This window comes from Stenotrophomonas sp. YJH_SMC_57 (assembly GCF_059369755.1).
The window spans coordinates 214,812-238,838 of record NZ_JCAFSZ010000001.1 but is presented as its reverse complement, the minus strand read 5'-3'; the positions used below and the strand labels follow the sequence as shown (position 1 = coordinate 238,838).

20 protein-coding genes are annotated in these 24,027 nt (G+C 67.7%); 10 read left to right on the top strand and 10 right to left on the bottom strand.

All coding sequences use genetic code 11. The features are described from left to right. Positions 1–62 precede the first annotated feature (62 nt). Positions 63–335: a glutaredoxin family protein gene (locus AC5P7U_RS01045; protein WP_006463935.1), complete on the top strand. Its 273-nt coding sequence runs from the start codon at positions 63–65 to the stop codon at positions 333–335. Positions 336–368: 33 nt separating this feature from the next. Here AC5P7U_RS01045 and AC5P7U_RS01040 read toward each other — a convergent pair whose 3' ends face one another. The 3 genes from AC5P7U_RS01040 to AC5P7U_RS01030 are packed head-to-tail and all read right to left on the bottom strand — an operon-like array spanning position 369 to position 2,160. Then, complete coding sequence (locus tag AC5P7U_RS01040; protein ID WP_008268387.1) at positions 369–941, bottom strand: YceI family protein; 573 nt, start codon at positions 939–941, stop codon at positions 369–371. A gap of 3 nt (positions 942–944) precedes the next feature. Beyond that, positions 945–1,517 carry a cytochrome b gene (locus AC5P7U_RS01035; RefSeq protein ID WP_005410672.1) on the bottom strand — a complete coding sequence of 191 codons (573 nt, stop codon included), beginning with the start codon at positions 1,515–1,517 and terminating at the stop codon, positions 945–947. A gap of 10 nt (positions 1,518–1,527) precedes the next feature. Further along, entirely contained in the window at positions 1,528–2,160 is a 633-nt protein-coding gene (locus AC5P7U_RS01030; protein ID WP_006463931.1) for a YceI family protein, read from the bottom strand. A 165-nt stretch (positions 2,161–2,325) separates the two neighbouring features. On the opposite strand from AC5P7U_RS01030, the gene AC5P7U_RS01025 reads away from it, so the two are divergent. Together AC5P7U_RS01025 and AC5P7U_RS01020 are read left to right on the top strand one after the other, a co-directional pair. Next, entirely contained in the window at positions 2,326–5,871 is a 3,546-nt protein-coding gene (locus tag AC5P7U_RS01025; RefSeq protein WP_197564541.1) for an ATP-binding protein, read from the top strand. A gap of 95 nt (positions 5,872–5,966) precedes the next feature. Beyond that, positions 5,967–9,494, top strand: coding sequence for a hybrid sensor histidine kinase/response regulator (locus tag AC5P7U_RS01020; RefSeq protein WP_308309432.1), 3,528 nt, complete (start codon positions 5,967–5,969; stop codon positions 9,492–9,494). Between the two features lie 464 nt (positions 9,495–9,958). Here AC5P7U_RS01020 and mdtD read toward each other — a convergent pair whose 3' ends face one another. From mdtD to AC5P7U_RS00995, 5 genes are all read right to left on the bottom strand, one after another. Further along, a complete protein-coding gene (mdtD, locus tag AC5P7U_RS01015) occupies positions 9,959–11,368 on the bottom strand; it encodes a multidrug transporter subunit MdtD (protein WP_495220727.1) in 1,410 nt (469 codons plus the stop codon). A 92-nt stretch (positions 11,369–11,460) separates the two neighbouring features. Further along, positions 11,461–12,543 carry a uroporphyrinogen decarboxylase gene (hemE, locus tag AC5P7U_RS01010; protein WP_495220726.1) on the bottom strand — a complete coding sequence of 361 codons (1,083 nt, stop codon included), beginning with the start codon at positions 12,541–12,543 and terminating at the stop codon, positions 11,461–11,463. Positions 12,544–12,569: 26 nt separating this feature from the next. Further along, the gene (locus AC5P7U_RS01005; RefSeq protein ID WP_006463695.1) at positions 12,570–12,809 is read right to left on the bottom strand and encodes a WGR domain-containing protein; all 240 of its coding nucleotides are present in this window, start codon (positions 12,807–12,809) and stop codon (positions 12,570–12,572) included. Positions 12,810–12,952: 143 nt separating this feature from the next. Then, positions 12,953–14,065, bottom strand: coding sequence for a 3-dehydroquinate synthase (gene aroB / locus AC5P7U_RS01000; RefSeq protein ID WP_006463692.1), 1,113 nt, complete (start codon positions 14,063–14,065; stop codon positions 12,953–12,955). Further along, positions 14,062–14,604, bottom strand: a complete 543-nt coding sequence (locus tag AC5P7U_RS00995) for a shikimate kinase (protein WP_053512073.1) — start codon at positions 14,602–14,604, stop codon at positions 14,062–14,064. Before AC5P7U_RS00995 ends, aroB begins: the two co-directional genes overlap by 4 nt. Positions 14,605–14,702: 98 nt before the next feature. On the opposite strand from AC5P7U_RS00995, the gene AC5P7U_RS00990 reads away from it, so the two are divergent. Further along, positions 14,703–14,906: a dodecin family protein gene (locus AC5P7U_RS00990; protein WP_005410663.1), complete on the top strand. Its 204-nt coding sequence runs from the start codon at positions 14,703–14,705 to the stop codon at positions 14,904–14,906. A 6-nt stretch (positions 14,907–14,912) separates the two neighbouring features. Here the strand turns inward: AC5P7U_RS00990 and AC5P7U_RS00985 are convergent, their stop codons facing one another. Further along, positions 14,913–15,740 carry a kinase gene (locus tag AC5P7U_RS00985; RefSeq protein WP_414554949.1) on the bottom strand — a complete coding sequence of 276 codons (828 nt, stop codon included), beginning with the start codon at positions 15,738–15,740 and terminating at the stop codon, positions 14,913–14,915. A 40-nt stretch (positions 15,741–15,780) separates the two neighbouring features. On the opposite strand from AC5P7U_RS00985, the gene pdxH reads away from it, so the two are divergent. The 3 genes from pdxH to AC5P7U_RS00970 all read left to right on the top strand — a co-directional run bounded on the left by pdxH (position 15,781) and on the right by AC5P7U_RS00970 (position 17,384). Next, on the top strand, positions 15,781–16,380 hold the full coding sequence (gene pdxH, locus AC5P7U_RS00980; protein WP_049457955.1) for a pyridoxamine 5'-phosphate oxidase: 600 nt from the start codon (positions 15,781–15,783) through the stop codon (positions 16,378–16,380). Positions 16,381–16,389: 9 nt separating this feature from the next. Continuing rightward, a complete protein-coding gene (locus AC5P7U_RS00975) occupies positions 16,390–16,749 on the top strand; it encodes a YqfO family protein (protein ID WP_006463683.1) in 360 nt (119 codons plus the stop codon). 161 nt (positions 16,750–16,910) lie between these two features. After that, entirely contained in the window at positions 16,911–17,384 is a 474-nt protein-coding gene (locus AC5P7U_RS00970) for a DoxX family protein (protein WP_495220725.1), read from the top strand. A gap of 47 nt (positions 17,385–17,431) precedes the next feature. Here the strand turns inward: AC5P7U_RS00970 and prpR are convergent, their stop codons facing one another. Then, positions 17,432–19,015, bottom strand: a complete 1,584-nt coding sequence (gene prpR / locus AC5P7U_RS00965; protein ID WP_006463679.1) for a propionate catabolism operon regulatory protein PrpR — start codon at positions 19,013–19,015, stop codon at positions 17,432–17,434. Positions 19,016–19,168: 153 nt separating this feature from the next. On the opposite strand from prpR, the gene prpB reads away from it, so the two are divergent. The 3 genes from prpB to acnD all read left to right on the top strand — a co-directional run bounded on the left by prpB (position 19,169) and on the right by acnD (position 23,972). Continuing rightward, positions 19,169–20,062: a methylisocitrate lyase gene (gene prpB, locus AC5P7U_RS00960; protein ID WP_010482769.1), complete on the top strand. Its 894-nt coding sequence runs from the start codon at positions 19,169–19,171 to the stop codon at positions 20,060–20,062. A 36-nt stretch (positions 20,063–20,098) separates the two neighbouring features. Further along, positions 20,099–21,256: a bifunctional 2-methylcitrate synthase/citrate synthase gene (gene prpC / locus AC5P7U_RS00955; RefSeq protein WP_154349497.1), complete on the top strand. Its 1,158-nt coding sequence runs from the start codon at positions 20,099–20,101 to the stop codon at positions 21,254–21,256. A gap of 97 nt (positions 21,257–21,353) precedes the next feature. Then, complete coding sequence (acnD, locus tag AC5P7U_RS00950; RefSeq protein WP_197564200.1) at positions 21,354–23,972, top strand: Fe/S-dependent 2-methylisocitrate dehydratase AcnD; 2,619 nt, start codon at positions 21,354–21,356, stop codon at positions 23,970–23,972. Positions 23,973–24,027: the final 55 nt, after the last annotated feature.

Below are 24,027 nucleotides of genomic sequence, written 5' to 3'. Positions count from 1 at the left end.
TAGCGGCTTGCCGGGCCATCCGATGGCTGCGGCGCAGCATTTCCGCCACGGGAGCCGAACCGGTGTTGACCCTGATCCAGCGTGACGATTGCCACCTGTGCGACCTGGCCCTGGCCGAACTGGCCAAGGCGCGGGCACCGGAGTTCGAGTCGGTGTTCCTGGACGACCAGCCTGCGCTGGAGACGCGCTATGGCGCGCGGGTACCGGTGCTGCGCGACGAGGCAAGGCAGCGCGAGCTGGACTGGCCGTTCGATGCGGCCACCGTGCAGGCCTGGCTGGCCGAATGCGATCAGGTAGTGCCGGCCGCTGGCCGGCAACCACCCGATATCCGTTAATGCCGGGCAGCGCCCGGCACTACCGGGATCGTCTTACTTCGCGTTGAACTTCACGATCGTGCTGATCGCGGTTTCGTCGGGGATGGTCTTGGTGTCGGCCCAGTCACCGCCGCCCACGCCGAAGTCCAGGCGCTTCACGGTGGCCTTGCCGGTCAGCACCGGCTGGGTGCCCGGCTTCCAGGTGAAGGTGAGGGTGACCGGCTTGCTGACGCCGCGCAGTTCCAGCGTGCCATCGGCGGCGAACTGGTCGTTGCCCACCGCGCGGAAGCCCTTGGCGGTATAGCGTGCGGTGGCGAACTTGCCGACGTTGAAGAAGTCGGCGGTCTGCAGGGTCGAGTCGCGGTCGCTGTTGCCGCTCTTGGCACCGGCCAGCGGGATCACCACGTCCAGCGAGCCGGCGGCCGGGTTGGCCGGATCGAAGCTGAGCTTGGTGGCGAAGCCCGGGAAGCTGCCAGTGAACACTTCACCGTCGTACTTGGTGGCAAACACCAGGATCGAACCGGCACCGGGGGCCTGCGCGTAGTCGGCGGCGAGCACCGGGGCAGTGGCCAGCATGCCGGCCAGGGCGGCGGCCACGGCGGCCGGGGTGGTCAGTTTCAGGGTCATCGGTCAGTCCTTCTGAGGGGAGGCGAGCCAGCCGCGCGGCAACATGCGGGACAACGTCGCATCGCGCTGGAACAGGTGGTGGTAGAAAGCAGCGCCGGCATGGGCCAGCACCACTGCGATCAACAGCCAGAAGCCGTATTCGTGGATGGCATGGGACACCGCGACGACCTGCGGGTCGGGGCCGCTCAGCTTGGGTACGTCAACCAGCCCGAACCAGCGGAACGGGCGCAGGCCACTGGCCGAGTCGTACAGCCAGCCCGACAGCGGAATGGCGAACATCAGCACATACAACAGCACGTGGGTCGCACTGGCGATGCGCTCCTGCCAGCTGGGCACACCCGGCACCGGCTTGGGCGCGCCGGCATACAGGCGCCAGCCGAGGCGGAACAGCACCAGCGCCAGCACGGTGATGCCGATCGACTTGTGCGCGGTGTAGACCCAGAAATACTTCGGGGTCTTGGGCAATTCACCCATGGTCAGGCCGACCACGCCCAGGGCGAGGATCAGCAGTGCGATCAACCAATGCAGGATCTGGCTGACACTCCCCCAGGCGGCGGGGGTGTTCTTGGCGGTCATGAAAGGTCCTCTAGCGGGCCGTCTTGGGGTCGGAGTGCGGAACGGGAGCGGGAGTTCCCGGGGCGTCGCTGCGGTCGAGAGTGGCTTCAGCCTCGATCCTCAGCTGTACTGCATCACCGATGACGCCCGGCCAGGCGGTGATGCCGAACGCGCGCCGGCTCAGCGTGGTGCTGGCGGAAAAACCGGCGGTGCGTCGAAATGGGGGAAGCGGATAGCGCTTGATGGCATTGAGGGTCACCTCCAGCGTGACCTCCTGGCTGACCCCGCGCAGGGTAAGCGTGCCGATCACGTGGGCACGCTTGGCATCGATGGGCTCGACCCGGCTGGAGACGAATCGGGCGTTCGGGAATCGTTCGCCGTCGAGCAGGCTGCGGGCCAGCGTGGCCTGGTTCCACTTGGCGTCGCCGAGGTCCAATCGCGACACGGGCACCTCGACGTCCAGCGTGGCTTCGCGCCAGTTGTCGGGATCGAACTGCAGGCGGCCTTCACTGCCCGAGACCGTGCCCATGGCCTGCGAGTAACCCGCGTGGTCGATGCTGAACAACACCCGCGTATGCACCGGATCGAGGCGGTAGGTGTCCGCATCCGCCCAGGCGGGGGCGGTGGCGAGCAGCATCGGCAGCAGGGCCAGGCAGGGACGCATCGATGGCGGGCTCCGGAAGGGGGACGTTGCGATCATACGCACAGGCCCCTGCCAACGATGCGTGCATGGCTGCAACAGTTCGTGGTGCCATTGCCCGTGGAAACAGGCTGTTGCAGTCATGAACGCGGGCCTGTGTGACAATCAGGCTTGGACAGGGGGTTCAGGATGAAGAGCGGCTGGCGCCTGTGGTGGCGGGGCATCGCGGGAATGGGACTGCTGCTGATGGCGTTCGCCGCAGTGGCTGCGCCCCTGGATATGGCGGAAACACCGCGCCTGCGCCGTTTCGGCGCGGCCGAAGGCATGCCCTCGCGCATGGTGCTGGCGCTGGCCGAGGATCGCCAGGGCCATGTCTGGGCTGCCACCGATGGCGGCCTGGTGCGTTACGACGGTGCCAGCCTGCGGGTCTGGGAGCATGATCCGGAACAGCCGGGCTCGCTGCCGGGCAATGAGATCGAGACGCTGCTGGTCGATCCGCTGGACCGCGTATGGGTGGGCATCAACGGCAAGGGGCTGGCGCGCCTGGATGCCGACCGGGAGCACTTCAGCACCTTCGATGCAGTGAACGGCCCGTGCCTGGGCCAGTTCTGGACGCTGGCCTACGCCGAGAACGCCTTGTGGATCGGTACCAGCAGCCAAGGGGTCTGCCGGTTTGGAGAGGACGGCAGCCTGCGCTTCTTCAAGCATGATCCTGCGCGCGCGGACGGCCTGCCCAGCAACACCATCTACAGCAGCCTGGTCGATGCGCGCGGGCGCCTGTGGATCGGCACCGAGGCCGGCGTGGCACGCTGGAACGGCCATGGATTCGAGCCGGTGGCGGCGCGGGAGCTGGGCACGTTGAGCGTGCTGCGGATGAGCCGCGATCCGGATGGCTCGATCTGGATCGGCAGCCAGAACGACGGTCTCTATCGCATCGATGCGCAGGACCGGGTCAGTCGCCCGCGTTGGGCCGACAGTGCCCGCCTGCGTTCGGCACTGGTGCTGGCCGATCGCCAGGGCGGCTACTGGGCGGGTACGTCCGACGGTCTGCTGCGCGGAGATGCCAGCGCGTTGTGGCGGCTCGGCGGCGACCGTGGCAGTGGTTTCCTCACCGCCCAGAGCGGGGTGCTCGATCTGCTGCAGGACCACGAGGGTGGATTGTGGGTGGCGCTGCTGACCCAGGGTCTGGCCTACCTGCCGCCGGACTGGCGCCGTTTCTCGATCTGGAACCAGCTCGATGGCAAGCCGTTGGACAGCCAATATCTGCTGAGCGCGGCCAGCGACGGCCAGGCGTATTACGTAGGCTCGGCACATGGCGTGTACCAGCTGGATGCGCACGGCACGCTGCGCCTGCTGGCCAGCGACCGCGAGATCGGCAGTGGCGCGGTGTGGTCGGTGCTGCCGCGGCCGGATGGGCGTCTGTGGCTGGGCCGTGCTGGCCGCATCAGCGTGTACGACCCGGCCAGCCGCGCGCTGCAGGATTGGCGGATTGACGGTGGCGCCGACCTGCGCCAGCGCATCGATCTGATGCGGCAGGCTCCCGATGGCACGGTCTGGCTGTCGGTGATGAACCTGGGCCTGCAGCAGCGCAGTGCCGATGGCCGCGTGTTGCGCAGCTATCCGCTGGACGATTTCCGCAAGGCGGCCGATTCACCGATCGAGCAGATCCGCTTCGATGCCCATGGCAAGGCGTGGGTCATGGGTGAGATGGGCATCTGGCGCGAGCAGGCGGGGCGCTTCGAGGCGGTGCCGGGCGTTTCCAGCGGGCTGATCTTCGATCTGGTGTGGGTCGACCCGCAGCAGCTGTGGCTGGCCCGGCAGGGCGCGCTCGAACGCTACCAGTGGGATGGCATGAGCCTGCGCCTGATCCAGCGCGTTGATGGAAGTGCCGGCGTGCCGCCGGTCAGCATGGGCGGCCTGGCGCTGGCCGACGACGGCCGGGTGTGGGCGACCACGCCGCGCGGTCTGTTGCGCTGGGATCCCAAGGCGCGACGGCTGCAACTGTTCAATGAACGCGATGGCCTGTCCGATGCCGAGTTCACCAGCCGGCCGCCGGCAGTGAACGCCGATGGCCGCGTCCTCGCCGTGGCCCAGACCGGCCTGGTCGCGTTCGATGTGAATGCCGTTGACGTCGCACTGCCCGCGTCGTCGCTGGTGATTGCCGAGGTGCGCGTGCGCCGCGATGATGCGCGCGGCTGGCAACGCCTGCCGGACACCGGCACGCTGTTGCTGGGGCCGGATGATCGTGACCTGCAGATCGACGCACGCTTGCTGTCGTATGCCAATCCGCAGGGCAACCGCTACCGCTTCCGGGTGCGCGGCTATGACCAGGACTGGGTGGAGCAGGGCGGGGATGGCCAGCGTACGTTGTCCCGGCTGCCCACTGGCAGCTACGTCATCGAAGTGCAGGCGGCCACCGCCAACGGTGCATGGACGGCCTCGCAGCAGTTGAAGGTGAAGGTGCTGCCGCCGTGGTGGCGCAGCGGCATGGCGATCTTCGGCTATATCCTGATCGGTTCACTGCTGCTGCTCACCCTGGCCTGGTCGATCAGGGTCCGCCTGCGTCGCCGCCAGCAATGGCAGTTGACCGTGCACAAGCAGGAACTGGCCGAGCAGGCTTCGCAGGCCAAGAGCCGCTTCCTGGCCACGCTGGGTCATGAGGTGCGCACGCCGATGACCGGTGTGCTTGGCATGAGCGAGCTGCTGCTGGCCACGCCGCTGGACCCGGTGCAGCGCAGCTATGCCGGCTCGATCCAGCAGGCCGGAAGCCATCTGTTGCGGCTGGTCAATGATGCGCTGGACCTCGCCCGCATCGAGGCCGGACGGCTGGAGCTGGACCTGCGTCCGTTCGATCTGGCCGGCCTGCTCGACCAGGTACAGCTGCTGATGCAGCCCATGGCCAGGCAGCGCGGGCTGGATTTCCAGCGTGGCAATGACCCGCAGGGTCCGATCAGCGTCAGCGGTGACGAGATGCGGGTGCGCCAGATCCTGCTCAACCTGCTGGGCAACGCGATCAAGTTCACCGAGCGCGGCCATGTCGGCCTGGCCGTGCGCCTGGAGGACAACGGCGGGGGCGTCTGTTTCGAGGTGTACGACAGCGGGCCGGGCATCAACGCAGAGCAGCAGGAACGCTTGTTCCACCGTTTCGAGCAGGCTGATGGCCCGCGCACGGCGTCGCGCTATGGCGGCAGCGGGCTGGGCCTTGCGATCTGCCAGGAGCTGGCGGTGGCGATGGGCGGGCGCATCGACGTGGAGAGCTCGCCGGGCAAGGGCGCGCGCTTCAGGGTACGGTTGCCGCTGCCCTGGACGCGGCAGGTGGCCGCCGCAGCAGGTGAAGTTTCGGCGTTGCCGGTACTGCCGCCGCTGCGCATCCTGCTGGTGGAGGACGATGCCACCGTGGCCGAGGTCATCGCCGGCCTGTTGCGCAGCCGGGGGCATGAGGTCGTGCACGTGCTGCACGGCCTGGGGGCCTTGTCCGAGATCGCCACCGACGGCTTCGATGTTGGCCTGCTCGACCTCGATCTGCCGGCATTGGATGGCACCGCGATCGCCCGCCAGCTGCGTGCGCTGGGCTATGAGCTGCCGCTGGTGGCGGTGACGGCGCGTTCCGATGCCTATGCCGAGTCGCAGGTCCTCGCCGCCGGGTTCGATGGTTTCCTGCGCAAGCCGGTCACTGGCGACATGCTGGTGGCGGCGATCGTTCAAGCTCGCGCCAAGCGACAGGACATGCCCTGAAAGCGTCGGCGCCAGGCGTGAACGACGCGACTTTCGGTTTACCATGCCGACGCCCGCGGCGCGGGAATCATCAGGACAGCGTGAGGAGGCAATCGGTGGCGTATCTGCGGGCGGCCATGCTGCTGCTGATCCTCCTGTGCTGCCTGTCACCCGCTGCCGCACAGCCCGTGCCACCGAGTCCGCGCCAGGTGACGGTGTTTGACGGCCTGCCGTCCAATACCGTCAACCGCATGGCCGAAGACCGTTACGGCTACCTGTGGATTGCCACCAACGACGGTCTGGCACGCTACGACGGGCGCAACTACCGGATCTGGCGTTCGGAAGATGGATTGCGCGACAACCGGATCTGGTCGGTGCTGGTCGATGCGCGCAACCAGCTCTGGATCGGGACCGAGAATGCCGGCCTGGTGCGGATGTCGGCCGACCGCCGCCAGCTGCACTTCTACGACCGCAGCAGCCAGCCGTTGATGGGAACCAATACGGTCTGGAGCCTGGCGGCCACGCCGGATGGTTCGGTCTGGTTCGGCACCCACGAGGGAGGGCTGTACCGGCTGGACAACCAGGATCGGCTGCAGCGCTTCCTGCCGGAGGCCAACAATCCGCGCAGCCTGCCGGCCGCATCGGTTCCGTATCTGGCAACCCTGGCCGACGGCAGCTTGTGGATCGGTACCAAGCATGGCGTAGCGCGCTGGACCGGAACCGACTTCGAACGTGTCGGCACCGACGTCATCCCCAGCCTGCTGATCAATGGCCTGACCGCCGAGCCCGACGGCAGCCTGTGGATCAGCACGATGGCCGGTGCCACCGTGCGCCGCCCCGACGGTCGCTTCGAGACGCCGCCGTGGAAGCTTCCGCGAGGGGAGCAGGTGCTGGGCATGATGCTGCGCGACGAACAGGGCGGCTACTGGCTGGACACCCGGACCGGCCTCGGCCGTGCGGTCGATGGCCAGTACCAGGCCGTGCCGTTGTACAGCGCGGTGGCGCGTGGCCCGGTACGGCCGAACTGGACTGGCGCCTACGAGGACCGCGAGGGCGGAATCTGGCTGGCCAGTACCAACGCCGGGCTGTGGCACCTGCTGCCCCGCTGGTGGCAGTTCTCGGTGCTGTCACGGCTGGAGGACGACCCCAGCTCGCTGCGCAACGCCTTCGTCCTGGGTACCAGCCCGTCCAGCAATGGTGGCATCTGGACGGTCGGCAGCCATGGTGCGCTGGACCGCTTCGATCCGAAGACCGGCAAGGTCGAACAGCACCGCACCTGGGTCAATGGCATGCACTGGCTGAGCTCGGTGCGCGAGGATCGGCGCGGGCAGGTCTGGATTGGTTCCAACGATGCACTGCTGCGTTATGACCCGAAGCTGCGCGATCTGCGCCGCTGGGGGCGTGATGCCGGTGCCGATGCCACCATGGAAGGGGTCATCGAATCGATGATGACCTGCGATGGCGACAGCCTGTGGCTGATGCTGTCATCCGGCCTGCAGCAGCGCGACCTGGACGGGCGCCTGCGTCGCCAGCTGGACAACGGCCAGCGTGGCCTGCAGCAGGGCCAGCTCAACCTGGATGTGGAATGCGGGCCACAGGATCACATCTGGCTGGCCAGCAGCCGTGGCCTGCTGCAGTGGTTGCCGGAAAGCGAGCGCTTCCAGCCGGTGCCGGGCGCTCCGGCGACCGCGATCCACGCGCTGCATGTGGGCCGCGATGGCCAGGTGTGGCTGTCCGAGGATGGCCGGCTGTCGCGCTATCGCTGGAGCCAGGGGCGGCTGGAGAGGCAGGCGGTGGTCGGCGCCGAGCAGGGCTATCCGGCGATCTCCGCGTCCGGGCTGGTGGTGGACGCGCAGGGCGTCGCGTGGGCCACCAGTGCGCGCGGCCTGGTCCGCATCGGCACCGACGGCCAGAGCGTGCGCCTGTATGGGGTGCACGATGGCCTGCCCAGCCAGGAATTCCGCGAGCACACCCTGGTGATGTCGGGTGACGGCCACCTGGTGGCCGGAACGCCGGCCGGCGTGGTGGTGTTCGATCCGGAACAGGTACGGCCGTCGGTGCGGCGTGCGCCATTGGTGATCGAACGGGTCGAGGTGCGCCGCAACGAGCAGGTGCTCGACCTGACCCATGACGCACCGCTGCAGATCGCCGATGGCGATCGCGACCTGCGCATCGTCGCGCGGCTGCTGTCGTTCGCCGATTCGGCTTCCAATACGTACCGCTACCGCCTGGCCGGCTACGATCCGGATTGGGTCGAAGTCGGACCGGCCGGTGAGCGCCTGTTCTCGCGCCTGCCCCCGGGCAGTTATCGGCTGGAAGTGCAGGCACGCTCGGCCGACCATGTCTGGTCGCGGGTGCAGAGCCTGGAGTTCCGTGTGCAGCCGCCGTGGTGGCGCAGCCTGTCTGGCCTGCTGGTGCTGGCGTCCATCGCGTTGTTGCTGACCAGCTGGTTCGCCTGGTTGTACCGGCGTCGCCTGCAGCGTCGTCATGCCTACCAGCTGGCGCTGCACAAGCAGGAACTGGCCGAGCAGGCTTCGGCCGCCAAGACCCGCTTCCTGGCCAACCTCGGTCATGAAATCCGCACGCCGATGACCGGCGTGCTGGGCATGAGTGAACTGCTGCTGGCGTCGCCGCTGGACCCGCAGCAGCGCGGTTACACGCAGTCGATCCGGCACGCCGGTGAGCATCTGCTGCACCTGGTCAACGATGCACTGGACCTGGCACGGATCGAGTCCGGGCGACTGGAACTGCAGCACAAGCCGTTCGCGCTGAGCTGCCTGCTGCAGGATCTGGCCGCGCTGATGGGGCCGCTGGCTGCGCAGAAGGGCCTGCGCTTCACCCTTGACAACCAGCTGCCGCCTGGCCTGCAGGCCACCGGCGATGCGATGCGGGTGCGCCAGATCCTGCTCAACCTGCTCTCGAACGCGGTCAAGTTCACCAGCCGTGGCACCATCACGCTGCACGCGCGCAGCGATGGCGAGCTGCGCGCGCTGCATTTCGAGGTGCGCGATACCGGCCCCGGCATCAGCCAGGAACAGCAGCAGCGCCTGTTCCGGCGCTTCGAGCAGGCCGACGGTGCACGTACCGCCGCACAGTACGGTGGTAGCGGCCTGGGCCTGGCGATCTGCCGCGAACTGGCGCAGGCGATGCAGGGGCGCATCCAGGTGGAAAGCCAGCTGGGCCGCGGCACCTGCTTCGGCGTTACCCTGCCGTTGCCGATGGTGGTTGATGCCAGTGCCGAGGCCGAGGGCGGAACGCACCGCGAGGAGGCTGCGAACATGCCGCCGCTGCGGGTGCTCCTGGTCGAGGACGACGCGACCGTGGCCGACGTGGTGCGCGGCTTGCTGAGCGCACGAGGCCATGAGGTAACCCATGCGGGTCATGCGCTGGCGGCGCTGCGCGAGATCAGTGCCGGCGATTTCGACGTCGGCCTGCTCGACCTGGACCTGCCGGGCCTGAGCGGATTCGAGCTGGCCCAGCACCTGCGCAACCAGGGCTACATGCTGCCGCTGCTGGCGGTGACTGCGCGTACCGATCCGGACCTGCAGCAACAGGTGGAAGCGGCAGGTATTGGTGGCTTCCTGCGCAAGCCGGTGACCGGGGAACTGCTGGTGGAAGCGATCGCCCGGGTGATGGGCAGGTAGGGGTTCGGCAGGGCCCGCGGCCCTGCACCCGCCGGATCAACGTCAACATCAAAAGCGTGCATTCCGTGGGATGGCGGGGTGGGTCCGGTTGCGGGGGCCGCTGCAAGTACGTCCATGTAAGCTCGGTCGCCGCATCCATGCTGCTCACGCCCCCGCAACCGGACCCACCCCGCCTTCGACAGTTTTCCGCGATCTGTCGGATCTGACCCCAGATGTATTTCGATATCTGACAGATGTGTCGACCAAGGTCGACACCTACCCACAGCCGCCGGAATCTGTCAGAGGTGGGGCGGTGTCGGGTTGCGGGGTGTCCGCGGCATGGATGCCGCGGCCAAGCCCCCAAGGACGGGTTCACGGCGTCCCCGCGACCCGACACCGCCCCGCCACCCCACGGAATGCCGCTTTGGCCGTTGCCGTTGCCGTTGCCTGCAGCAGGTGCAGGGCCGCAGGCCCTGCCGACCCCCTCACTCCGCTACGTGCTCGACCTGTCGTGGCTCCGGCTTGGTGTCCGGCAACTGCCAGAAAATCATCGTCGAGGTCAGCGTGATCGCACCCACGCACAGGAACGTGGCATGCAGCGCGGCGGTGGCACTGTTGCTGTCCAAGTGGGTACCGAACGCAGCCAGCAGGCTGCCCGCCGCGGCGGCACCGAAACCGGCGGCGAGCATCATCACCATCGACAGCAGGCTGTTGCCGGAGCTGGCGAACTCGCGGTCGAGGTCGCGCAGGGTCACGGTGTTCATCACGGTGAACTGCAGCGAATTGACCGCGCCGAAGAACGCCAGCTGCAGCAGGCGCCACGCCAGGTGCTGGCCCGGTGTCATCAGGATGAAGCTGGCCATCGCCAGCCCCACCAGCACGGTGTTGATCATCAACACGCGGCGGTAGCCGTAGCGCTCGACCAGCTTCACCGCCAGCTTCTTCGACACCATGCCCGCCGCAGCGACGGGCACCATCATCAGGCCGGCGTTCATCGGGCCCAGGCCCAGGCCGACCTGCAGCAGCAGCGGGATCAGCATCGGCATGGCACTGCTGCCGATGCGCGAGAACAGGTTGCCAAGGATGCCGATGCGGTAGCTGGGCACGCGGAACAGTGCCAGCGAGAACAACGGCGCGGTGGAGTTGGCGGCATGCAGCCAGTAACCCACCAGCGCAGCCAGGCCGGCAACGGTCATCAGCATCACCAGCGCGTGCGGGGTGCCGAGGCCGGAGATGCCGTCCAGCGCCAGCGACAACACCACCATCGCAAAGGCCAGCATGACGTAGCCGCGCAGGTCGAAGCGGGTGCGGTGGCTGGCGTAGTGGTCAGGCATGATCTTCATCGCGGCGATGAATCCGATCACGCCGATCGGCAGGTTGATCAGGAACACCCAGTGCCAGGACGCGATCTCGACCAGCCAGCCGCCCAGGGTCGGGCCGATCAACGGGCCGATCAGGGCCGGAATGGCGATGAAGCTCATCGCGCGCAGGAAATCCTCGCGCGATACCGAACGCATCACCGCCAGCCGACCGACCGGCAGCAGCATCGCGCCGCCGATGCCCTGCAGCACGCGCGCACCGACCAGCTGGTGCAGGTGCTGGGCCAGCGCGCAGGCCAGCGAACCGAGAGTGAACAGGATGATCGCCACCAGGAAGGTGCGCCGCGTGCCATAGCGGTCGGCGATCCAGCCGGAGGCGGGAATGAAGGTGGCTACAGCCAGCGCGTAGCTGAACACCACCGACTGCATCTGCAGCGGGCTTTCGCCCAGGCTGGCAGCCATCGCCGGCAAGGCGGTGTTGACGATGGTCGAATCCAGCATCTGCATGAAGATCGCCAGCGACACCAGCCACAGCAGGGGGCGGTGGCGGGTGTAGTTCGATGACGATGTGGACATGGCGTGCGGCCGGTGCAGCGTGGGGGACGCCATGATCGCGCAATGCGGGTCACGGCGCGATCAACATCGCGCCGTGGTTGCCTGCGCAATGCTCAGCGCTGGCTGTGCGCATGCACCGCGTCGACCAGTACCTGCACGTGCGCCGGGTCCATGTCCGGAGACATGCCGTGGCCGAGGTTGAACACATGGCCCTCGCGCGAACCGCCGTTGCCGGCGGCGTAGGTGTCGAGCACGCGCGCGGCGGCTGCGGCGATGGCATCGGGCGAGGCGTACAGCGTGGTCGGGTCGAGGTTGCCCTGCAGGGCAACGCGGCCGCCGGTGCGGCGCAGGGCCTCGTCCAGGTCCAGCGTCCAGTCCAGGCCGAGCGCATCGGCGCCGGTCTGCGACAGCGCTTCCAGGTGCAGGCCGGTGCCCTTGCCGAACAGGATCAGCGGCGTACGCTCGCTGCCTTCGCCACGGTCCAGGCCCTGGGCAATCCGCTGCAGGTAGCGCAGCGAGAACTCGCGGTACATCGCCGGCGACAGCACGCCGCCCCAGGTGTCGAACACCTGCAGGGCCTGCGCACCGGCCGCGCGCTGCGCGCCGAGGTAGGCGATCACCGCATCGGTGGTCACTTCCAGCAGGCGGTGCAGGGCCTGCGGGTGGTTCAGCGCCATGGCCTTGATGCGCGAGAAGTCCTTGCTGCCGCCGCCTTCCACCATGTAGCAGGCCAGCGTCCACGGGCTGCCGGAGAAGCCGATCAGCGGCACCTGGCCGTCCAACTCGCGGCGGATCAGCCGCACCGCGTCCATCACATAGCCCAGGTCCTGTTCCATGTCCGGCACTGCCAGCCTGGCGATGGCGGCTTCATCGCGCACCGGGTGGCGGAATTTCGGGCCTTCGCCTTCGACGAAATACAGCTCCAGGCCCATCGCATCGGGAATGGTGAGGATGTCCGAGAACAGGATCGCCGCGTCCAGCGGGAAGCGGCGCAGCGGCTGCAGAGTGACTTCGCAGGCGATCTCCGGGGTCTTGGCCATGGCCAGGAAGCTGCCGGCCTTGGCCCGGGTCGCACGGTACTCCGGCAGGTAGCGGCCGGCCTGGCGCATCAGCCAGACGGGGGTGCAGTCCACCGGTTCGCGGCGCAGGGCGCGCAGCAGGCGATCGTTGCGGAGAGGGCTGGTCACGATGGGCATTCCTTGGGCGAAAGTTGGCAGCGGCGTCAGTCGCCGTGCGAAAGGATCTGGAAGCCGCGATGCAGTTCGGCATCACGGGCCTTCTCGAAGGCATGGCGTGCTTCATCGGCCTGCAGGAACAGCTCGCGCCGAAGCTGCGAGCGGCCACCGATGCGACCGCTCTCGCGCAGCAGTTCCCAACCGCCGAACAGGTCCGGCTGCAGGCTCAGGCGCAGGAAGCGCGGTGCCTGCGCACCGGCATCGGGATGTTGCAGATAGACGTGCATGGCGCTGATTGTAGCGGGGCACGGGTGACCCCTGTCGCAACGCCGTAGTGCCGGCCGCTGGCCGGCAACGTCAGCAACGTGGAAGCCGGCCAGCGGCCGGCACTACCGGGTTGCGCGGCAGGATTGCCGACCAGCGGCCGGCATTACCGGACCGACAGCACCTTCAGCACCGCTGCCTCATCCACGTCCGGCACCACTTCGGCCCGGCCCATGCCGCGCCACAGCACCAGGCGCAGGCGCCCGGCCACATTCTTCTTGTCCAGCCGCATGCGGCCGAGCAGGGCCTGCGGGTCCAGCCCGGCCGGAATTGCCACCGGCAGGCCGAGGCGTTCAAGCAGTGCCTGCAGGCGCGCGCGATCGGCGTCGTCGGCCAGGCCCAGGTCGGTGGACAGCTTCGCCGCCAGCACCATGCCCACTGCCACCGCTTCGCCGTGGTTCAGCGCATCACGGCCCGGGGCCGAGTAGCCCTGTTCGGTCTCGATGGCATGGCCGAAGGTGTGGCCGAGGTTGAGCAGGGCGCGCTCGCCCTTCTCGAACGGATCGCGTTCGACAATCGCGGCCTTGTGCCGGCAGCTGCGTGCGATCGCTTCGGACAGCACGCCGTCTTCGCCAGCGACCAGCGCCTCGGCATGGTGCTGCAGCCAGTCGAAGAAGGCGGCATCGCCCAGCGCACCGTACTTCACCACTTCGGCCAGGCCGGCACGCAGTTCGCGTGGTGGCAGGGTGGCCAGCACGCGGGTATCGGCGATCACCGCGCGTGGCGGATGGAAGGCGCCGACCAGATTCTTGCCGGCCGGAATGTCCACCGCGGTCTTGCCGCCCACCGACGAGTCGACCATCGCCAGCAGGGTGGTCGGCAACTGCACGCAGTCCACGCCACGCATCCAGCACGCCGCCGCGAAACCGGCGAGGTCACCGACCACGCCGCCGCCGAGCGCGAATACGCAGGCATCGCGGGTGGCACCCAACGCGGCCAGTGCTTCGATGGCGCGGCCGAATTCGGCCAGGGTCTTGGAGGCTTCGCCCGCAGCCAGCACGTGCTCGCCGATGATCAGGTCGGGGCGTGCCGCCAGCAGCGTCTGCTTCACCGAGGCCAGATAGCGCGGCGCGACTTCACTGTCGCTGAGCAGCAGCACGTGGCGGCCGCGCACATGCGAGGCCAGCGCGGCGCCGTCGGCCTGGGCGCCAGCGCCGATGGTGATGGTGTAGGGGCGGTCGCCGCCAACGGCGACCTGCAGCAGTGCGGGGGAAGTCATGCGGTCAGGTCCTGGCGCTGCCATTGCGTGGCCAGCTTGACCACCAGCTGGGCGGTCGCGTCGGCAGCGGTATACGGGTCGGTATCGAGGGTGAGGTCGGCCAGTTCGCGGTACAGCGGGTCGCGGTGTGCGGCCAGATCGTGCAGCACCTGCTCGCGGTCCGGACGCTGCAGCAGCGGCCGGCCCTTGTCGCGGGCCAGGCGGTCCAGCTGCGCGGCCACGCTGACCCGCAAGTAGACCACGAAGCCGCGCCGGGCGATCAGCGCACGGTTGCCGGGGTCCAGCACCGCACCGCCGCCGGTGGAGACCAGCTGGCCGCGGCCTTCCAGCACGCGTGCCAGGGCCTCGCGTTCATGGCTGCGGAAGCCGGCTTCGCCCGAATGCTCGAAAATGGTGGGGATGCTGGCGCCGGCGGCATCGACGATGGCCTGGTCGACATCGACGAAGTCCAGCGTGAAGCGCTCGGCCAGGCGGCGGCCGATGCAGGTTTTGCCGGCGCCCATCGGGCCGATCAGGATCAGGTTCGGAGCAGGATTCATGCCCTCTGATGCTAACACCTCCGTGCCCCGGCCTTTACGTTCTTCACGTCAGGGTGGGCATTCCTGCGGGGTCTCCCGCGCCAGCCGGAGTACAGGCCATGACGGTCGCCAAGGTCATTGAAATCACCGCCTCCTCGCCGAAGAGCGTGGAGGATGCCGTGCGCAGCGGGCTGAAGAAGGTTTCCGAGACGGTCAAGGGCATCCAGGGCGCCTGGGTGAACGAGACCAAGGTGGTCACCAACGGCAGCGGCGAGATCACCGAATGGCGGGTCAACCTGCGGGTGACGTTCCTGGTGGAGTAGGTGGCCTCAGCGCACGCCCTGGACCTGGCGCTGGCCGTCCAGCACCACCACGTGGTCGGCCAGGGCGGGCAGGGCCTGCAGCGCCTGCCGGCTGACCCGTTCGTAGTACTGCACGAAGCGCTCCAGCTGAGGCCGGCTCATTCCGTGCCGGCCCGGCTGTGCGGCCTGTAGGTTCTGTTCCTGCTGCCAGCGCCAGCGCGGCACTACCGAGAAGTCCGGTGGCTGCAGGAACCACAGGCGGTCGCACCGCTGCCACAGCGCCGGGTAGTCGCGGGCCAGCGCCTGGTTGCACCATCGCCGCCAGCGGCCATCGGTGTCGGCCTCGCGTTCCAGTGCATTCAGTGGCGCGTCCAGCGCGTCGTCATCCTGCGCGGGCGTACCGAGGAACCAGCCTTCGAATACCAGCAGGTCCAGCGGTTGTTGCAGGCGTGGCCACTGCGCCTCGGGCAGGCGCTCATCGGCCAGCTTGTCGAAGCGTGGCATCGCGAAGGGCTGGCGCGCAGCCACGGCGTCGAGCACGGCGTGGGCCAGTGGCAGATCGTGGGTGCCGGGCGGGCCACGGGTGATCAGCAGCGGGTGTACCTGGCGGGCCAGCCGCTGGCGCTGCGCCCGGGTGAGGTAGACATCATCGATCGACAGCGTGGCCGCGTTCAGGCCGCGCGCCTGGGCGCGGGCCACCACCTGCGCGGCCAGCGTCGATTTGCCGCTCCCCTGCAGGCCGCTGATCGCCAATACTGGAACCGCCGTGCCGCTGCCCAGCACATCGTCCAGAACCTGCTCGGCCAATGTTTCGGGGAATCCTTTCACCTGGGGCATATACGCAGCAGCGACCATGCCGCCACAATAGCCCAAACCGTGTGAGAAGAACGCAATCATGAGCGACCTGTACGCCGAAGCCCTGTCCACGTTTGCCGGCCTGTTCGAAGAGGCCAAACAGAGCCGCGAGGTCGAGCCTAACGCGATGACCGTGGCCACTGCCGATGTCAACGGCCGGCCTTCGGCGCGCACCGTGCTGCTGAAGGCGTTCGACGAGCGCGGCTTCGTGTTCTACACCCACCTGGACAGCCACAAGGGCCAGGAGCTGCAGGCCAATCCGCAGGCCGCGCTGCTGTTCCTGTGGCGCAGCCTGCGCGAAGCCGGCATCCAGGTGCGCATCGAAGGCCGTGTCGAGCAGGTCGCCGACGCCGAGGCCGATGCCTATTTCGCCAGCCGCCCGCGCATGAGCCAGATCGGCGCGTGGGCTTCGCAACAGTCGAAGACGCTGGCGACGCGTGAGGAATTCGACGCGCGCGTGGCCGAGATCGAAGCCCGCTTCGAGGGCAAGGACGTGCCGCGCCCGGAAGGCTGGAGCGGCCTGCGTGTGGTGCCTGACCGCATCGAATTCTGGTACGGCGCGCAGTTCCGCCTGCACGAGCGCTGGTGCTACGAAGCCGGTGCCGAAGGGCGCTGGAGCAAGCGGCTGCTGTACCCGTAAGGCGGGCTGATGCAACGCCTGCCGCTGTACCGCGTGGTGGTGTTCGTGCCGTCGGCGGCACTGGATGCGGTGAAGCAGGGCATCCTCGCGGTGGACGCGCTGGCGGCCGGCGACTACGAGCACGGGATGTGGTGGTCGACGCCGGGGTTCGAACAGTTCCGTCCGCGCGTGGGTGCGTCGCCCGTGCAGGGTGAGGCGGGTCGCACCGAGGTGGTCGACAGCGTGCGCCTGGAATTCTGTCTGCCTCGGAATCCGCAGCGGCTGCAGCGCATCTTCGAACAGGGAATCGTGCCGCATCACCCGTGGCAGGTGCCAATGGTGCAGGTGGAGGAAATCGAGCTGCTGCTTGCTGACGCAAGTTTTTTGTAGCGTCGAGCCATGCTCGACTGCTGTTGCTCCGGCGCGCAAGGCAGTCGAGCATGGCTCGACTCTACAGGAGCGGGTTGTCGCGAACGGACGGGTCAGCTTCATCTGCGAGCAGGTCAGCAACCGGCACACTCCGACGAATGTCCTCGACTTCCGGAGTTGCCATGCCGTCCTGGCGTTGCCTTTTTGCCGTGCCATCACCGCGGCGTGGCGTGGAAGCAGCCCTGCTGCTGCTCGCCCGCATCGTCGCCGGGGTGATGTTCTGCGTGTCCGGCTGGAACAAGGTGTTCACCGATGCGGGACGCGAGCGGATGGTGCATACGCTGGTCGATGCGGGTATCCCATTCCCTTTGCTCAGTGCGCCGGTGCTCGGCGCAATTGAGTGGATTGCGGGTGGCCTGCTGGTGTTGGGCCTGCTCAGTCGCCCGTCGTCACTGCTGCTGGCCGCGATCTGTGCGGTGGCCGCGCTGACCGATGGCATTGCGCGCATTCCGGCCGGGCTGAGCGTGCCCGATTGGCTGAGCTGGTTCTTCTACCTGAGCGAAGTGCCGCTGGGTGTGCTGCTGCTGTGGATAGCGGCAGTGGGCAGTGGCCGCTTCGCCATCGAGGCGCGCTGGGTGCGCTCGCGCCATCTGTAGAGTCGAGCCATGCTCGACTGGGGAAAAGCAGTCGAGCAAGCTCGACGCTACAGCCCTTCTGCGCGCAGCCAGCGCCACAACGTGGTGCGTGACACGCCCAGTGCCTGCGCCATGCCTTCGCGGTCATTGCGGTGTTCCTGCAGCAGCGCTTCCAGCTGCGCACGCGGCGGGCGCTTGCCGTTGCTCTCCACCGGCAGGGCAGGGGTGCCCTCGCGCATCAGCTCCGGTGCCAGCTGCATCAACCGCGCGGTGTTGATCAATCCCTCGCCCGGCTGCCAGTGGATGCGCAGGCGATCCACCAGGTTGCGAAGCTCTCGCACGTTGCCGGGCCATTCGGCGGAGGTCAGCAGGGTCATCGCGTCCTCGGCCAGCGGCGCGTCGATGCCGCGCAGCTGGCGGAAAAAGTGCTGCGTCAGCAGCGCAATGTCACTGCGCCGGGCTCGCAGCGAGGGCAGGGCGATGCGCAGCGCGGCCAGCCGGTAATACAGGTCGCGGCGGAAGCTGCCGGCCGCCGCGCGCTGTTCCAGCGACTGCAGGGTGGCGGCGACCACGCGCAGATCGACCGGGGTCGGTTCGGTGGCGCCCACGCGCAGTACTTCGCGTTCTTCCAGAACCCGCAGCAGGCGGGTCTGCAACGGCAGGGGCAGCTCGCCGATTTCATCCAGGAACAGGGTGCCGCCGTCGGCCGCCTCGACCAGGCCGACACGGCCACCCCGCCGCGCGCCAGTGAAGGCGCCATCGCTGTAACCGAACAGCTCGGCTTCCAGCAATGATTCGCTGATCGCACCGCAGTTCAGTGCAACGAAGCGTCCACGACGGCCACTGGCCGCATGCAGCTGGCGTGCCACCAGTTCCTTGCCGGTGCCGGTTTCGCCGGTGACCAGCACGGTGCTGTCGTGCGGCGCGTACAACGCGATCTGCGCGCGCACCTGTGCCATTGCCTCGCTGTCGCCGAGCAGCTCATGCGCTTCGCTGCGCGGTGCCGCGCGACGGCGCGGGGCCGGCCGATGGCCAGCGGAGCGGGCCAGGGTCTGGGTCAGTTCCAGTGCGTGCTCGAATGCCTGTCGTACCGAATCGGCGGAGTACAGCAGCACGCCGGGCAGCCCAGCCTGTTCGGCGTGGTCGATGGCCATGCCGGTGCCGACAATCACCTCGATGCCGTTGGCGCGCAGGTCGGCGATGCAGTCGCGCGCGTCCTCGCGGGTGACGAAGCGGCGATGCTCGATATCCAGGCCGAAGCTCTGCTGGAAGTTGCTGAACACCGGTACGTCACTGGCGTGGGTGACCAGGCCGATACGGCTGGCGATGCGCCGTGCACGCGCCAGTGCCTCCATCAGGTCGAAGCCGTTGGCCTGGATCGGCACCAGCGGCAGGTCGAGCCGGCCGCGCAGCCAGGCGGCGTTGGAGCCGCCGGCAATCACCACGTCGCAGTGTTCACGGCGCAGGCGCTGGCCGATCACGTCCACCGCCTCCTCGAAGCCGAGGTTGATCTGCTCGATGCGCGCACGGCGGTCGAACTCGGGGATGACGTCGCCGAGCAGGCCGGTCAGGCGCGAGACGCTGACCGTCCAGATCACCGGACGGCCGGGGTCGGTGTCGGCATGGCGCAGCGGGGAACGGGGCAGGTACATGGCGGTGAGAGCGGACAGGGTGTTTCATGATACATCTGTTTCAATGTTTCATATGTTTCATGTTTGCGGGCCGGTCATCCCCGTGAAATCAATCGCTTGCAGCTTGGCATGGTGCTTGCGCCTACCTCCCCGTTCTTCAACCTGGATTGCCGCATGACTGCTTCCACTCCTTTCTCCGCCGGTGCCCGCTTCCGTGAGGCGCTGGCTGCCGAATCGCCGCTGCAGGTGATCGGCGCGATCAACGCCAACCATGCCCTGCTGGCCAAGCGCGCCGGCTTCCGCGCCATCTACCTGTCCGGTGGCGGCGTTGCCGCCGGCTCGCTGGGCCTGCCGGACCTGGGCATCAACACCCTGGAAGACGTGCTGGTGGACGTGCGCCGCATCACCGACGTCTGCGATCTGCCGCTGATGGTCGACATCGACACCGGCTTCGGCCCGAGCGCGTTCAACATCGCGCGCACCGTGAAGTCGCTGATCAAGGCCGGCGCCGCGGCCTGTCATATCGAAGACCAGGTCGGCGCCAAGCGCTGCGGCCACCGCCCGGGCAAGGAGATCGTGTCGCAGGGTGAAATGGTCGACCGCGTGAAGGCCGCAGCTGACGCCAAGACCGATCCGGACTTCTTCCTGATCGCACGTACCGACGCCATCCAGGTGGACGGCGTGGACAAGGCCATCGAGCGCGCCATCGCCTGTGTCGAGGCCGGTGCCGATGGCATCTTCGCCGAGGCCGCCTACGACCTGGACACCTACCGTCGCTTCGTCGACGCGGTGAAGGTGCCGGTGCTGGCCAACATCACCGAATTCGGCGCCACCCCGCTGTTCAGTCGCGATGAACTGGCCTCGGCCGGCGTGGCCATCCAGTTGTTCCCGCTGTCGGCGTTCCGTGCCGCCAACAAGGCCGCCGAGAACGTCTACCAGGCGGTCCGCCGCGATGGCCACCAGCGCAACGTGGTGGAGACCATGCAGACCCGCGAGGAACTCTACGACCGCATCGGCTACCACGCCTTCGAGCAGCAGCTCGATGCCCTGTTCGCCGCCAAGAAATAAGCAGTACCCTGCACCATCAGTTTTCGGAGGGAAAACATGAACGATACGACCGCAACCCCGACCTTCAAGCCGAAGAAGTCCGTCGCCCTGTCCGGCACCGCCGCCGGCAACACCGCGCTGTGCAGCGTCGGCCGCAGCGGCAATGACCTGCACTACCGCGGCTACGACATCCTGGACCTGGCCAACACCAGCGAGTTCGAGGAAATCGCCTACCTGCTGGTGCATGGCAAGCTGCCGACCCGCGCCGAGCTGGTTTCGTACAAGGCCAAGCTGAAGTCGCTGCGCGGCATTCCGGCTGCGGTGAAGGCCGCGCTGGAGGAACTGCCGCCGTCCGCGCACCCGATGGACGTGATGCGCACCGGCGTGTCGGTGCTCGGCTGCGTGGCACCGGAGAAGGACGACCACAACCATCCGGGCGCGCGTGACATCGCCGACAAGCTGATGGCCTGCCTCGGTTCGATGCTGCTGTACTGGTACCACTGGAGCCACAACGGCCGCGCCATCGACGTGGAAACCGACGATGACTCGATCGGTGGCCACTTCCTGCACCTGCTGCATGGCGAGAAGCCGCAGGATTCGTGGGTGAAGGCGATGCACACCTCGCTGATCCTGTACGCCGAGCACGAGTTCAACGCCTCGACCTTCACCTGCCGCGTCATCGCCGGCACCGGCAGCGACATGTACAGCGCGATCTGCGGTGGCATCGGCGCGCTGCGCGGCCCGAAGCATGGCGGCGCCAACGAAGTGGCGTTCGAAGTGCAGAAGCGCTACGACACCCCCGATGAGGCCGAGGAAGACATCAAGGCCCGCGTCGAGCGCAAGGAAGTGGTGATCGGTTTCGGCCACCCGGTCTATACCGTCTCCGATCCGCGCAACAAGGTGATCAAGGACGTGGCCCGCGAGCTGTCCGAGGAACAGTCGAGCATGAAGATGTACGACATCGCCGAGCGCCTGGAATCGGTGATGTGGGACATCAAGAAGATGTTCCCGAACCTGGACTGGTTCAGCGCCGTCAGCTACCACATGATGGGCGTGCCGACCGCCATGTTCACCCCCCTGTTCGTGATCGCCCGCACCGCCGGCTGGAGCGCGCACATCGTCGAGCAGCGCATCGACGGCAAGATCATCCGCCCGAGCGCCAACTACATCGGCCCGGAAGACCGCGACTTCGTCGCCATCGACAAGCGCGTCTGATCCACCTGCTGTACCCATCCGGCCGGCCCTGCGCCGGCCGGATGCTTTCGCCGCCGCACCGCCGGCACCCGGCCCGCCTCAAGTACTCCGCCAGCCCATGAATACCGATTACCGCAAGACCCTCCCCGGCAGCACGCTGGACTATTTCGATGCGCGTGCCGCCGTCGATGCGATCCAGCCTGGCGCCTATGCCACCCTGCCGTACACCTCGCGCGTGCTGGCCGAGAATCTGGTGCGCCGCTGCGATCCGGACACGCTCAGTGATTCGTTGAAGCAGCTGATCGAGCGCCGTCGCGACCTCGATTTCCCGTGGTTCCCGGCCCGCGTGGTGTGCCATGACATCCTCGGCCAGACCGCGCTGGTGGATCTTGCCGGCCTGCGTGATGCGATCGCCGACAAGGGCGGCGACCCGGCCAAGGTCAATCCGGTGGTGCCGGTGCAGCTGATCGTTGATCACTCGCTGGCGGTGGAATGCGGTGGATATGACCCGCAGGCGTTCGAGAAGAACCGCGCCATCGAGGATCGCCGCAACGAAGACCGTTTCCACTTCATCGACTGGACCAAGCTGGCGTTCCAGAACGTGGACGTGATTCCGCCGGGCAACGGTATCATGCACCAGATCAACCTGGAGAAGATGTCGCCGGTGGTCTACGTGCAGGACGGCGTGGCCTTCCCCGATACCTGCGTGGGCACCGACAGCCACACCCCGCACGTGGATGCGCTGGGCGTGATCGCCATCGGTGTGGGCGGCCTGGAAGCGGAGAACGTGATGCTGGGCCGCGCCTCGTGGATGCGCCTGCCCGATACCGTCGGCGTCGAACTGAGTGGTCGCCCGCAGCCGGGCATCACTGCCACCGACGTGGTGCTGGCCCTGACCGAGTTCCTGCGCAAGGAACGCGTGGTCGGTGCGTGGCTGGAATTCTTCGGCGAAGGTGCTGCCGCACTGACCATCGGTGACCGCGCCACCATCTCAAACATGTGCCCGGAATACGGCGCCACCGCCGCGATGTTCTACATCGACGCGCAGACCATCGACTACCTGCGCCTGACCGGCCGCGAGGAGTCGCAGGTGGCGCTGGTGGAAAACTACGCACGCACCACCGGCCTGTGGGCAGGCGATCTGGCCACCGCACAGTACGAGCGCGTGCTGCGCTTCGACTTGTCCAGCGTGGTGCGCAACATGGCTGGCCCGTCGAACCCGCACAAGCGCGTGGCCACCGCCGAGCTGGCCGAGCGCGGCATTGCCGACGAAGCCAAGCTGGAAGCGGGCAAGGCCGAGCAGGCGCAGGGCCTGATGCCCGATGGCGCGGTGATCATCGCCGCCATCACCAGCTGCACCAACACATCCAATCCGCGCAACGTGATCGCCGCCGCACTGCTGGCGCGCAACGCCAACGCGCGTGGCCTGCAGCGCAAGCCGTGGGTGAAGTCGTCGCTGGCGCCGGGTTCCAAGGCCGTGCAGCTGTACCTGGAAGAGTCCGGCCTGCTGCCGGACCTGGAACAGCTGGGCTTCGGCATCGTGGCGTTTGCCTGCACCACCTGCAACGGCATGAGTGGCGCGCTGGACCCGAAGATCCAGCAAGAGATCATCGACCGTGACCTGTACGCCACGGCTGTGCTGTCGGGCAACCGCAACTTCGATGGCCGCATCCATCCGTACGCCAAGCAGGCCTTCCTGGCTTCGCCGCCGCTGGTGATCGCCTACGCCATCGCCGGTACCGTCCGCTTCGATATCGAGAAGGACGTGCTGGGCGTGGATGCCGACGGCAACGAAGTGCGCCTGAAGGACATCTGGCCGAGCGACGCCGAGATCGACGCGGTGGTGAAGGCTTCGGTGAAGCCCGAGCAGTTCCGTAAGGTCTACAACCCGATGTTCAACCTGCGCGTGGAGCACGGCGCAGCGGTCAGCCCGCTGTACGACTGGCGCCCGCAGAGCACCTATATCCGTCGTCCGCCGTACTGGGAGGGCGCACTGGCAGGCGAACGCACGCTGGCCGGCATGCGTGCGCTGGCGGTGCTGCCGGATAACATCACCACCGACCACCTGTCGCCGTCCAACGCGATCATGGCGTCGAGTGCCGCTGGTGAATACCTGGCGAAGATGGGTCTGCCGGAAGAAGACTTCAATTCGTACGCCACCCACCGCGGCGACCACCTGACCGCGCAGCGCGCCACGTTCGCCAATCCGAAGCTGTTCAACGAGATGGTGCGCAACGACGACGGCAGCGTGAAGCAGGGTTCGCTGGCGCGCGTGGAGCCGGAAGGCAAGGTCATGCGCATGTGGGAAGCGATCGAAACCTACATGGACCGCAAGCAGCCGCTGGTCATCATCGCCGGTGCCGACTACGGCCAGGGCAGCTCGCGTGACTGGGCTGCCAAGGGCGTGCGCCTGGCTGGCGTGGAAGCGATCGTGGCCGAGGGCTTCGAGCGGATTCACCGTACCAACCTGATCGGCATGGGCGTGCTGCCGCTGGAGTTCAAGCCGGGCACCACCCGCCTGACCCTGGGCATCGATGGGACTGAAACCTTCGACGTGGTCGGCGCGCGCACCCCGCGCGCCGAGCTGACCCTGGTCATCCATCGCCGCGATGGCCAGCAGGTGATCGTGCCGGTCACCTGCCGCCTGGACAGCGACGAGGAAGTGGCGATCTACGAGGCCGGCGGCGTGCTGCAGCGCTTCGCCCAGGACTTCCTGGAAGGCGCCAAGGTGGCGTGATGCCGGGCTGAATGCCTGCCCCCAGAGACCGGGGGCGGGCTTGTCCGACACCTAG

What these genes read in the sequence shown, in the direction of transcription:
- AC5P7U_RS00985 (WP_414554949.1), bottom strand. Translation starts at nt 15,740, where the DNA reads ATGGTCGCTGCTGCGTATATGCCCCAGGTGAAAGGATTCCCCGAAACA.
- prpB (WP_010482769.1), top strand. Translation starts at nt 19,169, where the DNA reads ATGACTGCTTCCACTCCTTTCTCCGCCGGTGCCCGCTTCCGTGAGGCG.
- hemE (WP_495220726.1), bottom strand. Translation starts at nt 12,543, where the DNA reads ATGCCCATCGTGACCAGCCCTCTCCGCAACGATCGCCTGCTGCGCGCC.
- AC5P7U_RS01005 (WP_006463695.1), bottom strand. Translation starts at nt 12,809, where the DNA reads ATGCACGTCTATCTGCAACATCCCGATGCCGGTGCGCAGGCACCGCGC.
- AC5P7U_RS01025 (WP_197564541.1), top strand. Translation starts at nt 2,326, where the DNA reads ATGAAGAGCGGCTGGCGCCTGTGGTGGCGGGGCATCGCGGGAATGGGA.
- prpC (WP_154349497.1), top strand. Translation starts at nt 20,099, where the DNA reads ATGAACGATACGACCGCAACCCCGACCTTCAAGCCGAAGAAGTCCGTC.
- AC5P7U_RS01030 (WP_006463931.1), bottom strand. Translation starts at nt 2,160, where the DNA reads ATGCGTCCCTGCCTGGCCCTGCTGCCGATGCTGCTCGCCACCGCCCCC.
- acnD (WP_197564200.1), top strand. Translation starts at nt 21,354, where the DNA reads ATGAATACCGATTACCGCAAGACCCTCCCCGGCAGCACGCTGGACTAT.
- mdtD (WP_495220727.1), bottom strand. Translation starts at nt 11,368, where the DNA reads ATGTCCACATCGTCATCGAACTACACCCGCCACCGCCCCCTGCTGTGG.
- pdxH (WP_049457955.1), top strand. Translation starts at nt 15,781, where the DNA reads ATGAGCGACCTGTACGCCGAAGCCCTGTCCACGTTTGCCGGCCTGTTC.
- prpR (WP_006463679.1), bottom strand. Translation starts at nt 19,015, where the DNA reads ATGTACCTGCCCCGTTCCCCGCTGCGCCATGCCGACACCGACCCCGGC.
- aroB (WP_006463692.1), bottom strand. Translation starts at nt 14,065, where the DNA reads ATGACTTCCCCCGCACTGCTGCAGGTCGCCGTTGGCGGCGACCGCCCC.
- AC5P7U_RS00990 (WP_005410663.1), top strand. Translation starts at nt 14,703, where the DNA reads ATGACGGTCGCCAAGGTCATTGAAATCACCGCCTCCTCGCCGAAGAGC.
- AC5P7U_RS00995 (WP_053512073.1), bottom strand. Translation starts at nt 14,604, where the DNA reads ATGAATCCTGCTCCGAACCTGATCCTGATCGGCCCGATGGGCGCCGGC.
- AC5P7U_RS01035 (WP_005410672.1), bottom strand. Translation starts at nt 1,517, where the DNA reads ATGACCGCCAAGAACACCCCCGCCGCCTGGGGGAGTGTCAGCCAGATC.
- AC5P7U_RS00975 (WP_006463683.1), top strand. Translation starts at nt 16,390, where the DNA reads ATGCAACGCCTGCCGCTGTACCGCGTGGTGGTGTTCGTGCCGTCGGCG.
- AC5P7U_RS01040 (WP_008268387.1), bottom strand. Translation starts at nt 941, where the DNA reads ATGACCCTGAAACTGACCACCCCGGCCGCCGTGGCCGCCGCCCTGGCC.
- AC5P7U_RS00970 (WP_495220725.1), top strand. Translation starts at nt 16,911, where the DNA reads ATGCCGTCCTGGCGTTGCCTTTTTGCCGTGCCATCACCGCGGCGTGGC.